The sequence below is a fragment of the Paenibacillus sp. OT2-17 genome (genome assembly GCF_009827695.1).
In the GTDB taxonomy this organism is placed as follows: Bacteria; Bacillota; Bacilli; order Paenibacillales; family Paenibacillaceae; genus Paenibacillus; species Paenibacillus polymyxa_B.
In genome coordinates this window covers 14,935-27,354 of the sequence record NZ_WUDQ01000027.1, presented here as the reverse complement: position 1 = coordinate 27,354, position 12,420 = coordinate 14,935, and the positions used below count along the sequence as shown (strand labels likewise).

Genomic DNA, 12,420 nt, shown 5'->3' with positions numbered 1-12,420 from the left:
TACCGTGACGGTAAGAACCGCGTGACCTTGACGGCGGTGAATGACGGAGCGAAGCTCACAGTCGATTCTTCCGGTGAGATGCGCCTGTCCCAGGATGGAGAGCCCACAGTATTGACCATGACGGATTGGGGCTATGGCAGTGTGACGTTACATGATGAGCATCTGGGTACTTACGTGACGAGTGATGAGGAAACGCTCCGTGTTACAGCTGATGAAGCGTATGGCTGGTATGTCAAAGAGGTCTTTGGGCTGACTCCTGTTGGACAAGGAGAGCATCTGTGGACAACATGGAATGGCAAACCAGTGATTGCCGGAACGGAGGGCTCATTAAAGGTAGTGGAGGCTGAAAAATCTGCACTTAACGCTGTAGAGAGTAACGCCTCGACATCCTCGACATTTTTAGGACAGAGCCAAACATTCCAGGTAGAGACGGTGTCAGATGGTTTAGCGGAAGCGATAGCCGCTGCGCAAGCGGCAGATACAGCAATTGTATTTGTTGGAAATCACCCGCTCATCAATGGAAAGGAAGAGAATGACCGCCCAGGCTTGGAACTGGCAGCTTCCCAGCAACGGCTTATCGAGGAAGTGTATCGTGTCAATCCGAATACGATTGTGGTTCTGACGGGCAGCTATCCATTTGCCATCCCTTGGGTTCAGGAGCATATTCCAGCGATCGTATACACGTCTCATGCGGGACAAGAGCATGGTACAGCAATAGCGGATGTGTTATTTGGATACTACGCGCCAGCGGGGCGTTTGAACATGACCTGGGTTCAGAGCGAGGATCAATTGGGCGACATCAAAGATTACGATATTATTCGCGGCGGTCGTACCTATCAATATTTTGAAGGTGAATCCTTGTATCCGTTTGGCCATGGATTGACGTATTCGCCTTTTGAATATAATGACCTGCGTACGGATGCCCCAAAGGATAGCGTAAAATCTATTGCTGCACTGGATGCCGTGGATACGCTCCAGGTGTGGGTAGAGGTGACGAATAGGGGCGTAGCTGCTGGTGAAGAGGTTGTACAACTCTATGCACGGCCTGGTGCCTCACGAGTAAAGCGACCATTGAAGACATTGTGCGGTTTTCAACGTATTCGCTTAGAGGCAGGCGAGACGCGAACGGTTTCCTTTACGATTCGGATGAAGGATTGGGCGATTTGGGATGTTACACGGGATTGCTATTGCGTTGAATCGGGTGAATATACACTGCTTGCAGGCGCTTCCTCAGCGGATATCCGGTTGGAGCACCCTGTGTACGTTCGTGGCGAAGTTATTCCACCACGCCAAGCTGGACGAAGTATCCGCGCTGAAAACTTTGATGATTGCTCCGACATCGTACTGGATGAAAGCAAGGAGCAAAGGGAGGCCTGTGTACGTCCGCGCATACCTCAACGTTCCGGTTGGATTGCCTTTCATGGCGTAGACATGGATACGGTGAGTGTGGTCGAGCTTCAGTGTCGCGTGTCAGGCAACAGTAGCGATGCCACATTTGAGTTGCGTTTGGATGCACCGGACAGCGAAGCTGTGGCACGTGTGAACGTGGGCAATACAGGAGGGGCGCAAGCATGGGTTACGCTTTCGGAAGCGGTACATTCAGTCTCTGGCACACGTGATGTATACCTGTTGTTGAGCGGGGAAGTGCGGCTAGCTCATTTTACTTTGGGCGCTAATGCTACAGAGGATTCCGGCTTTCAGGCTTGAACTTACTTCTGACATCACGTACAATGCATTCAACGAAGTTTCTACAGCTTAGGGGTGTCATCTCATTTGAATAGTGAAAAACGACTACGCACCGCAACGCCCAAATGGCTTGGGGTGGCGGTAAAGGCGCTTGTCTATTTGGAAAAGCACGGAGAACTCTGTGCCAGCGGTTCTATTGCCCGTTCCATTGACTGCGAAGTCACTTTGGTGCGCAGGGTGCTGACGCGACTTGTACAGGCAGATTTGATTGCAGCACGCGAAGGTCGTGAGGGAGGCTATGTGCTTACCCGTTCGGCCGACCATATTACACTTGCCGATATATACCACGCCATTGAAATATGTGATCCGATTTTCCCGGGTATGATGCATGAACCGGAAACCAATCCTTTTTGTGAGGAGTTGGCGATAGCCGTATCCGAAATTTTAGCCGAGAGCGAACGACGTATGCTGGAAGTATGGGGGTCCCATACGCTGGCTTCGCTTGCCAATCGTACATCACTCGTGGTGGGAAAATGCAATCATAATGAAGATAAGGATGCCAAGTCTCCTTCCCAGAGGGATTAACACATTTCATTCAAAATGATAATAGCCGATACGACTCTCAAAAGGGGGTTGTATCGGCTATTTCTATGAAATGGTCATGCCTCAAATTATGTTTCATATGAGCAAACCCGGTTACGTCCTGCATTTTTAGCTTCGTATAGTGCTTTATCTGCCTGCTCCAACAGGGCTGCCCCGGACATATCTTCCCCGGTACCAGGAAATGTCGTCACACCGATGGACACCGTGACCTTAAGAACAAGACCATCCGCTAAAATAAACTCGTGCTGATTTACTCCACTAAGAATCTGATTAGCTATTCGCAACGCTTGCCGAAAAGCACAATTTGGCAAAAGCACGGTGAATTCTTCCCCCCCGCTGCGGGTGACTACATCATTAGGACGACATTTTTCCATTAGAATCTGCCCAAGCTGGCGCAGCACTGCATCTCCTGCCGCATGCCCATAGGTGTCGTTGACTTCCTTGAAGTGATCAATATCCAACACCAGTACAGATAAGTGCTCATGACGTTGACGAGCTTGAGGGAGCTTCTCTTCCAATGAAAACTCAAGCTGTCTTCTGTTGCTTAAATTAGTGAGATGGTCTGTGTAGGAGGTATGCTCCAGTCGAAGTAATAGCTCATTGGATGTGTTGATAGATTCAGCAATGAGGTACAGAAGACATCCGCCGATCATGGATATGAATAATTGGAGCGGATAAACATGCAGAACATCATCAAGATTCTTCAAATTAATCATAAGGGAACAGAATATAATGCCCATAGCAAAAACGTTCATAATCATCAGCTTGGGTAAACGTGACCAGGACAGATGTGACAATAAAGCGCACCCCAGCCCAACGAGCATCATAAAAATAGCGCCTACGATGGCTTGAGTGTTGATACCAAACAGCAATAATCTACCTACACATATAAATAGGGTAGCCATGAGCGTTGCTGGGGCGCCGATGTACGTTGCGGTAGCTACGATGGCCAAATGACGAAGATCGGCAATCGTATTAAATCCTACTGGAATTGAATAGTACATCATAACAATGCCATAGCACCCAAAAAGGGCGCCTCCGATCCAATGTATCTTACGCTTCAAGGTGTGCAGACGGATTTTATATCTTTGTGATATGAGGCCAGTTATGTACAAAAAGGTGACAAGGATACAGGTATTTACAAAAAACGTACTGAACAAGATGCTAACCCTCCCGAGAGGCATATTTCTTCATTTTATCAAAAAAACTGACATTAAGCTTGAAAATGAAGAATTTATTGAAATTTATTACGCTGATGCGCTTATAACGTTTCGTTCACGTGTTTGGTGCATAACTGGGAATAGATTGAGCATACTCCAAAGATACAAGAATAAGGAAAAATAGGCGGTATCTATTGCTGCCTTACTGGAGATGAGGTTTGCTCATGATTCGCTATCCCTATCGCAAACATAATAAAAAGTCGGGTGCGGACAAGAATAATAAAAATTCTTCACGTTCTTTAAAGATCGAGGCTCATGTGGATACCAACTTGCAGCAAATTAAGGAATCGACGTCAAACAGCCCAGACTTCTTGATTCGCCGTTTTAATGTGGGACTGAAGGCGGATGTACCCGCCGCTATTGTATTTCTAGATAGTATGGTCAAGACGGATACGGTGAATGAACTCGTCATGAAATCATTGCTTAGCCGCCCATCTGCCGAGGTGGCTGCTGAGGTGGAAAGTGCAGAAGAGCTTTACAATCGGATACAGGCTCACGCGCTGGAACTGGGTGAAGTGAAGGAGTGCGATGATTGGGATTCCATGATGGAACAACTCTTGATGGGAGATACGATCATTTTACTGGAAGGCTGTATAAAAACCATCGCATGCGGCACACGTGGAGGAGAGACGCGGGCGGTTAACGAGCCCTCCACACAGTCTGTCGTTCAGGGGCCGAAGGATGGATTTGTGGAATCCCTGTTCACGAACGTCTCTCTTGTACGTCGGCGTATTAAAAGCTCCGATCTTACGATGGAGATGTTCAAAGTGGGAAGTACGTCCCTCACGAATGTGGCCATACTGTATATGAAGAATATTGCAGATTCAAGTGTTGTAGATGAAGTTCGCGAACGGATAAAAGCCATCAATATTGACGCCATATTTGAATCCGGCATGGTAGAAGAGATGATACAGGACCAAAATCTCACACCTTTTCCAACGATCTATAACTCGGAAAGACCAGATACGATAAGTAGCAACATTATGGAGGGTCGGGTGGCACTCATCGTGGATGGGAATCCATTTGTACTGGTAATGCCTACTGTATTTGCTCAATTTTTTCAAAGTTCTTCCGATTATTCAGAACGTTACGACATGGCAACTGTCGTCCGTGTCATCCGGTATATCAGCTTTATTATTCTGATTTTGGGGCCTTCTCTCTACATCGCCTTAACCACTTATCATTATGAAATGATACCAACCCCACTGCTCATCAGTATACTAGCGCAGCGGGAATCCGTTCCTTTTCCGGCCTTTCTGGAGGCGTTTATTCTGGAAATCACTTTTGAAATCTTGCGAGAAGCCGGTATTCGAATGCCCCGTGTGGGCGGACAAACGGTATCCGTTATCGGTGCGCTTGTATTGGGACAAGCGGCTGTGGAGGCTGGAATTGTCACCCCGCTGCTCACGATTGTAGTAGCGCTGACGGGGATTGCCAGCTACGCGATTCCGACATATAACATGGCGGTAGCCGGGAGACTGTTCCGGTTTGTTTTTATGGTGCTGGCTGCATTTATGGGGCTGTATGGCATTACGTTGGGGCTCATTGCGCTGATCGCTCATATGAATAGCCTTCGCTCCTTTGGGGTGCCCTATATGGCCCCTTTCAGCCCCTTTGTGCTGGAGAGTCAAAAGGATGCCGTATTGCGAATGCCGTTTTGGATGATGCGGAAACGTCCTAAAAGTATTACATCAACGAATCAGACACGAATGAAGGATGGAAGCGGGATTTCCCCTTCCGATAAAACTTCACCGATGCGGGAGGGGGGCGCTCAGGGTGCATCTGGAGAAGGGGAGTGAACGAAGCGCAGTAACCTTTAAATGGAGAATATGGATGCTGAGTTTGGTGGGGCTACTAGTCATGCCGCTTCTCTCTGGCTGCTGGGATTCAGTGGAGTTGAACCAGCGGGCAGTAGTCGCGGCTATAGGCATTGATGCGGATGGGGAATCGGATTATGAGGTTTCCCTACAGATTATCGTAGCGGATGAAATTGCCGGGGCTAAGGCCCGAGGAAATACCCCAGTCGTGCTGTATCAGCAAAAGGGAAGCAACCTTTTTCAAGTAATTCGCAAAGCTTCACAGAAGATTCCGCGGGTAGTTTCTCTGGCCCATGCGAGGATTGTCGTTTTTGGAGAAAAGCTGGCTCGACGTGGTATCGGGGATACGTTGGATTATTTGGAAAGGGCTGCGGAGCCCCGACTAACGATGAAAATGCTGGTAGCACGCGGTGAAACGGCCAAGAACGTACTGGCATCCATGACTGCAATCGGTCGTATTCCTGCTAATGATATCTCGGGTAAGCTGGAAGCGTCCCAGCGTATGTACGCCGGGGATTACGCAGTGAGTCTAGACGATGTTATCCGGAGTATGTCCAATAAAGGTAGTGGCCCTGTCCTTACTGGTGTAGAAGTAGAAGGTAATTTGGAGCAGGCCCACCTTAAGGCTAACGTGGATAGTATTTTGCCCGAAGCGATTGTTAGCATCAAGGGTATGGGAGTGTTCCAGAAGGATCGTCTCATCCAATGGCTGGACGATGACCAAGCGTTGGGACTATCTATGGTGAATAACAAGGTGAAAAGTGCTGAAACCGCGTTGAGCTGCGGCAAAAAAGGTGAAATCATTGGAATCGAAACCTTGTATTCTAAAACCCATGTACACAGTCTGATCGAGCAAGGGAAGCCGGTTTTTGTTATTAATTTGGAGCAGACCGGGACGATTCAGGAAGCCGAGTGCTCGATTGACTTAAAAAGTCCAGAGGTTATGTATAGCTTGCAGAAACAGTGGGGAGAGGAAACAAAAAAAGTGATTACTTCAACGGTTAAGGAGGTTCAGCGTAGCCGTAGTGATGTACTCGGCCTGGGCCATGCACTGGAGAAAAGCCATCCTGAACAGTGGAAAAAACTCTCACCTGAATGGAACCGCTATTTTGCAGAAAGCACCGTTCGTGTTCAGGTGACTTCGGTACTGAAGCATACACAGTCACGGACTAACCCTTATTCGAAGGGAGAGTCCAATTAGTGAAATCGGGAAAGGAGGGAAGGCATTGAAAAAGATACAAATCGACGCAAAAGAGATGATTTCCCTGATGATGCTGTTTGAGTTGGGGACGTCCATGATGTCTATTCCCGGAAGAGATGCGGGCAAGGATGCGTGGATTGCTATTCTTATCGCCACAGGTTTGGGAGCCCTACTTTTTCTATGCTACGGCAGCCTTCACCGCCACTTTCCCGACCTGCTCATGACACAGTACTGCAAGGTGCTCCTAGGCAAAACTGCTGGGAGCGTGCTTGCCTTTTTATATATTGTGTTTTTTCTTTACGGCGGAGCACGCGATCTTCGAGATACTGGAATACTGATTGCCGATCGGACATTACAGCATACGCCGTTAACTATCGTCTGTGTCCTGATGATTGGTCTTGTCATGTATGTGATGCATTTGGGAATTGAGGTCGCAGGCCGGACGGGACTTATGCTGTTATTCTTGCTGCTGCTGCTGGGCTGCGCTACGAATATCATGATTTTATTGTCAGGTATTGTTCATATGAGCAATATATTTCCTATTGCCCAGCATGGCTGGCAGCCGATATGGGAGGTTGTTTATTCACAAGCCTTGATGTTGCCATACGGTGAGATGGTCACGTTTGCGATGATCCTTCCCACATTAAAGAAAAGCTACCGTGCCAACGGGGTTGGGGTCACCGCTGTATTGTTGGGAGGCGCAATCCTGTCTTTTGTTACACTGTCAAATGTGGTTGTGCTTGGGGAGGACGTATTCAAACGGGCCACTTACCCGCTGCTTTCTATGATCAGCAAGGTCGAAATATCAGATTTCGTCGATAGAGTGGATGTAATTGGGGTCATGACTGTCATTATTTTTGATTTTTTTAAAATTTTTATTTTCTATTATGCAGCGGTTAAGGCTGCTGAAGATGTATTGCGTGTTTCGTACCATAAACTGATCCTGCCGTTTGGGCTTATCATGCTTGTTTCTTGCGTGTTGATGACCCAAGGTTATCAAGAACATCTTGCAACAGGCGAGTTTGTACTGAAATGGATGTTTCCGGTATTTGCTGTGTTTTTTCCTTTCTTGTTGCTTATGGTGTCATGGCTGAAAAAGATCCGCAACAAAAAAAGAAAGGGGTATGCCTCGTGAGTCATCGTCTTGAAAACAAAACATACATCAGCACCGGACAACTGCTCATTCTTATGTTTCATTTTCTGATTGGGAACGCAGTCACCATTAATATGGATAGTTATATGCAGCGGGACACATGGATTATTCAACTCGTTGCTATGATTCTGGGTATGGTATTGTTCCGAATGTACTGCTACACAGCTGAAACGTTCCCTGGTAAGCCTCTCACAACCTATGCTAGCGAATTGGTCGGTCATACATGTGGAACAGTCATGGGAGTATTATATATTTTGTTTTTTTTATTTCTAACAGGTGGGAATTTGCGCGATGAGACAGAGCTGATTCGTATTTCCGTACTGGAGCAAACGCCCAACCTGGTCGTTGCCTTCCTTATGGTTTTGTGCGTAATGTATGTCCTTTGGTTAGGATTTGAAGTATTAGCTCGAACAGGACAAATAATGCTTATTGCAGTGGTGACCGTCATTTTTGTGGGGAATGTACTGTTGATTTTATCGGACAGCATTCATTTGCATGAGCTGACGCCGGTGATGGAGCATGGCTTTAAATCTGTGCTTCATTCAGCCATTAGGGAACATTTGGCATTTCCATACGCAGAAATGATTTGTTTTATGATGTTCGTGCCCCATTTGGAAAAAACGTCGCAGATGGCCAGAACAGGCTATGCGGGCATTATCGTAGGTGGTCTCGTTTTAGCTGAAGCCGCAATACTAAATGTGGCTGTTATGGGCACTGACATTGCACAGCGCTCCATCTTTCCTTTACTCAGCACATTTGGGAATGTACAGTTTTCAGAATATTTACAGCGTCTGGATGTGATTGTTCTGATGACGATGATTATCGGCGATTTTTTTAAAATTGCCCTGTTCTTCTATGCTGCGGTGCTCGGGATCTCCGATATTTTTAACCTCCCCTACCGGAAAACACTACTTTTTGTCGGGATCATTGTCTTACTGTGGTCACAGGTGCAAACACCCAGCATGATTGAGCACCTTGCTTTTGGACGATTATCGTTTATTTATATTCATCCGTTATTTGTTTACATCTTTCCCTTGCTGCTCTTTTTGGCCGCTCTTTTGCATCGAAGCAGAGTTAGAACCCGAGGAAGAAGCGGAAACTTTCAGAAAACGGGACCATCGTGAAAAAAGGAAGCGAAATCCGTACTCAATTTGTTTTTTTGCCACGGTCACAAAGAATACGAGCAGCATTCCTGACAAGACGATATATTCGGATGGACGCATAGTACTAAAAGCCAATGCCATGGGCTCCCATGGGGTATGAGTACCGAATAGCCAGTTCACTAGCAGATTGGTGCCGAGCATAAGTATCATAAAGAGGGTGAATATCCACAGTATTTTCATAAAATATTCCTCCGATGTGTATGGGCTGAGATGTACCATGTATACATTGTGTTGCAAAGCCGTTCAATTTATCCGATCCCATTGACTTGAAATAAATTAAGATTTATACTTATTCTAAATTGATCTTTATTGTGATTGTAATTTTGTAATTAATATAATCTGCGTTGGTTAAGGGAGATGCGGTATGAGAACTTTAAATTTAACTTCGCAGCGCCAAGCGGTATATGATGTGGTTCGTGAAGCCCACGATCATCCTACTGCGGCTGATGTTATGAATCGGTTGATGGAGCGCGGATATAATCTGGCCTATGGAACAGTATATAATTCCCTACGTTATTTGACGGATAAGGAATTAATCCGTGAATTGAAGCTGGGGGAAGCTGCTAGTCGTTATGATGGACGGATGGACGATCATCAGCATATTATTTGTCAGGTATGCGGCCGAGTAGATGAAGTAATGAGTGAAGTCCCACATGATTGGATTGACACGGTTGCGCATGAAACGGGGTATAATATTGCCCATGCCCATGTCGTATTCGGAGGAGTGTGTAAGGAATGTCAAAGCAAGCGAATCAGATAACGAATCGTTTCAAAGTGGCTGACATGCCTAGACGGGTGAAGGGCAGTTGGACATCGATGTTAGCAGCTCCCTCTACACCTACGTTGCAGACCGTTCCCTCCAATGAGCCTTTGTATTGTCCGACTACACGTCGTATCATTCTGATCAGTTCGGTACCGGGTGTAGTTCATGGGTTGGTGCGTACGTTGTCAGATGCGTGTTTTGATGTGATGGTTTTTCATCGCTGGGAGCCTGAAGTGCAGCGTCATCTGGGAAGCGATTTGTTGATTTACGATTTGACCGCCACCGAACCACAGAGTGAATTACTGGATATCCGCAATCGTCTTGAGGTAGAACATATGAAAGACACACCGGTTATGTATGTGGTACAGGATCGGATGTCTGTACATGCGCATGAGCTGCTTCCTTCGGAAGAGGTGCTGGTGTGGCCGCTGGCTGCCAATCATATGGTGCATGACATTGAACGGATGATTGTACGCCATCCTGCCGCTTCCCGTCAGGTAGCGCAAGCCAGCCGTCGTACGGTATTCAAGGACATCTGGATTGACCGAGATAAAATGCTGGTATATAAAGAAGAGAGTCAATTGAATCTGACTAAAACAGAATACGATTTGCTGCTAAAGCTGATTGATGCTCAAGGCAAAGTGATCTCCCGCGAGCAAATGATGCACGATATCTGGGAGACGGATTTTGTAGGCGGCAGCAACGTTGTAGATGTGCATGTCAAAAGTTTGCGCAAGAAGCTGGATGATCGACCTGCGGAACCTGAATATATTGCAACCGTAAGAGGTGTAGGATACAGATTGGCAGATTGAACTAAAAGCTATGAATACCGATGAATTTCCGCCGGATGGAGACATTTGGCGGTTTGTATATGATTCCATGAAGAAACTGACATTAGGTGTGACGGTTGACTTTATCCGGATATATACACTACAATCGGTAGTGTGAGGTGCTTCTTATGAAACGACTGAATTTTAAAGCTGGCGAAACCGGGCTTAACCGATTTTTCGGGCCTCTGGAAGCCAAGATTATGGATATTTTATGGTCCACTTCGGATCGGAGTATCAAAGAAGTGCAGACCGCGTTGGAGGGGGATCGGGACTTTAACTTCAATACGGTAATGACCGTGATGAACCGTTTAGTGGAAAAGGGAATACTGAGTAAGAGTATACGTGGGAGAACGTCTTTATATCGTCCAGTATTAAGCAGGGATGAGTTCATGGATGAGCAATCCAAGGGACTGAGTCACGAATTGGTTGATGAATTTGGTCCGCTTGCTGTCAATCATATGATTGATGCTCTGGAGGTGGCTGATCCGAAGTTGATCGAACGTCTGGAACAAAAAATTAAACAATGGAAAAAGGATATGTAGACGATGTGGAAAACACGTTCTAAATTACTGTTTACAGCAGGCGCCTTGATTTCGGGTTTCGCCCTTATACAGATGGGTATGTACGCCGGGCAGCATGTTTTCGGCTGGAAATTGAATTATAACGTGTTTCAAATATGCAGAAGCTTGTTGCAGCACTACGGAATCGGCTACATGGTGGATGCGCTCAGCGGGCTGGTTCTCGTTACCTTCACTATCGCCGGAGGAGAAGCAGTCAGACAGTGTATGGCTACCAGGGCAGCTTTTCGCAGACTGCACCGAATGCGTGACCTGCCGCTGACTGAGGCACTGGGTGAGCGATATCGTGAACTCGGGACCGATCGGATATGGATCATTGATTATCCCAAGCCAGCCGCCTTCACCATGGGATTATGGAAGCCACGTATTGTATTGTCCTCTGCACTATTGTCCGTACTGGACAAGCACGAGGAAGAGGCGGTCATATACCATGAAGCCTATCATATGAAACATTATGATCCGTTGAAGACATGGTTGCTGCAAGTGTGTGCTAAACAGCTATTTTACTTGCCGGTGCTGCGTCACATTACCAATCATTATAAGACGGCCCGTGAAATTTTGGCTGATAACGAAGCGATTCATCGAGCTGGTTCACCAGTTGGGATTGGGAGCGCATTGCTCAAGCTTCTGAGTATGACGCCTGCCAATACTCGCCTGGTAAACTCCGCCGCTTGTTCCTCGTTTGCAGAAACGTCCATTAATTATCGTATCTCTCGTATTTTAGACCCTCAGCAAGAACCTGTCATTCAAATGCCTTGGCGTTCGATTATGTTTTCCAGCTATGTGCTAGTGATGCTGACACTTATGTTCGCACTGGCGCTAATCTAGTTGGGTAAGATGTTTCCTACGGGTGGCGCTTTTCGCGCTCCCGATACTTGATGTGCAATACACTACACTATGTAGTTTGTTACAGGATTTTTATACAACTTAAAAGGAGATGAGCAAATGAATCAAACGCTTATGAATATTGGATTGTTGTTGGTACGAATCTTTACAGGGGTTATTTTTATCGTTCACGGTGCACAAAAGTTTCAGGGATTAGACGGAACCTCTGGCTTCTTCCAAAGCATCGGACTCCCTGGTTGGATGGCTCCTGTGGTCGCCACGGTTGAGCTGGTTGGGGGTATTGCACTGGTTCTGGGTATCGGAACACGACTGGCTGGAGCGGCATTGACCATCGTTATGATCGGTGTATTGCTAACCGCTAAAAAAGGACAGCCTTTTGGCTCGATTGAATTTGATCTGCTGATTCTGTTCACCAGCCTTCAGCAAGCGCTTGTCGGTGGACGTTTTCTGGCAGTGGATCAGTTATTTGGCCGTAAAAAGGCTGAAAACAGTAACGTACAGGTCTAAATGTTCATATAACCGCGTCCTTAGTCTCATAGGGCGCGGTTTTTGTTTTTCTC

General features: G+C 46.6%; 13 protein-coding genes. 11 read left to right on the top strand and 2 right to left on the bottom strand.

Going from position 1 to position 12,420, the window contains the following annotated elements:
* A partial coding sequence (locus tag GRP75_RS07820) for a glycoside hydrolase family 3 protein (RefSeq protein WP_160789019.1) occupies positions 1–1,707 on the top strand: 1,707 nt, incomplete at its 5' end.
* A 66-nt stretch (positions 1,708–1,773) separates the two neighbouring features.
* Positions 1,774–2,271: an Rrf2 family transcriptional regulator gene (locus GRP75_RS07815; RefSeq protein WP_025720321.1), complete on the top strand. Its 498-nt coding sequence runs from the start codon at positions 1,774–1,776 to the stop codon at positions 2,269–2,271.
* A gap of 86 nt (positions 2,272–2,357) precedes the next feature.
* Here GRP75_RS07815 and GRP75_RS07810 read toward each other — a convergent pair whose 3' ends face one another.
* Complete coding sequence (locus tag GRP75_RS07810) at positions 2,358–3,449, bottom strand: GGDEF domain-containing protein (protein ID WP_160789018.1); 1,092 nt, start codon at positions 3,447–3,449, stop codon at positions 2,358–2,360.
* A gap of 224 nt (positions 3,450–3,673) precedes the next feature.
* Between GRP75_RS07810 and GRP75_RS07805 the strand changes: the two genes are divergently transcribed.
* From GRP75_RS07805 to GRP75_RS07790, 4 genes are read left to right on the top strand one after another with little or no spacing between them, the layout of a single operon-like run.
* Complete coding sequence (locus tag GRP75_RS07805) at positions 3,674–5,308, top strand: spore germination protein (protein ID WP_160789017.1); 1,635 nt, start codon at positions 3,674–3,676, stop codon at positions 5,306–5,308.
* A complete protein-coding gene (locus tag GRP75_RS07800; RefSeq protein ID WP_337194219.1) occupies positions 5,286–6,527 on the top strand; it encodes a Ger(x)C family spore germination protein in 1,242 nt (413 codons plus the stop codon). Before GRP75_RS07805 ends, GRP75_RS07800 begins: the two co-directional genes overlap by 23 nt.
* 25 nt (positions 6,528–6,552) lie before the next feature.
* Positions 6,553–7,662 carry a GerAB/ArcD/ProY family transporter gene (locus GRP75_RS07795; protein ID WP_068938994.1) on the top strand — a complete coding sequence of 370 codons (1,110 nt, stop codon included), beginning with the start codon at positions 6,553–6,555 and terminating at the stop codon, positions 7,660–7,662.
* Complete coding sequence (locus GRP75_RS07790; RefSeq protein WP_025720332.1) at positions 7,659–8,804, top strand: GerAB/ArcD/ProY family transporter; 1,146 nt, start codon at positions 7,659–7,661, stop codon at positions 8,802–8,804. Before GRP75_RS07795 ends, GRP75_RS07790 begins: the two co-directional genes overlap by 4 nt.
* Here GRP75_RS07790 and GRP75_RS30720 read toward each other — a convergent pair.
* Complete coding sequence (locus tag GRP75_RS30720) at positions 8,694–9,023, bottom strand: YczF family membrane protein (RefSeq protein WP_071558103.1); 330 nt, start codon at positions 9,021–9,023, stop codon at positions 8,694–8,696. The two genes, GRP75_RS07790 and GRP75_RS30720, sit on opposite strands and share 111 nt — an antisense overlap.
* 184 nt (positions 9,024–9,207) lie before the next feature.
* On the opposite strand from GRP75_RS30720, the gene GRP75_RS07785 reads away from it, so the two are divergent.
* From GRP75_RS07785 to GRP75_RS07765, 5 genes are all read left to right on the top strand, one after another.
* Complete coding sequence (locus GRP75_RS07785) at positions 9,208–9,603, top strand: Fur family transcriptional regulator (RefSeq protein WP_023990809.1); 396 nt, start codon at positions 9,208–9,210, stop codon at positions 9,601–9,603.
* A complete protein-coding gene (locus GRP75_RS07780; RefSeq protein WP_053326318.1) occupies positions 9,579–10,418 on the top strand; it encodes a winged helix-turn-helix domain-containing protein in 840 nt (279 codons plus the stop codon). Before GRP75_RS07785 ends, GRP75_RS07780 begins: the two co-directional genes overlap by 25 nt.
* 146 nt (positions 10,419–10,564) lie before the next feature.
* Positions 10,565–10,978: a BlaI/MecI/CopY family transcriptional regulator gene (locus GRP75_RS07775; RefSeq protein WP_023990807.1), complete on the top strand. Its 414-nt coding sequence runs from the start codon at positions 10,565–10,567 to the stop codon at positions 10,976–10,978.
* A 3-nt stretch (positions 10,979–10,981) separates the two neighbouring features.
* Complete coding sequence (locus GRP75_RS07770) at positions 10,982–11,842, top strand: M56 family metallopeptidase (RefSeq protein WP_160789016.1); 861 nt, start codon at positions 10,982–10,984, stop codon at positions 11,840–11,842.
* A 117-nt stretch (positions 11,843–11,959) separates the two neighbouring features.
* Positions 11,960–12,367, top strand: a complete 408-nt coding sequence (locus GRP75_RS07765; RefSeq protein ID WP_028540751.1) for a DoxX family protein — start codon at positions 11,960–11,962, stop codon at positions 12,365–12,367.
* Positions 12,368–12,420 lie beyond the last annotated feature (53 nt).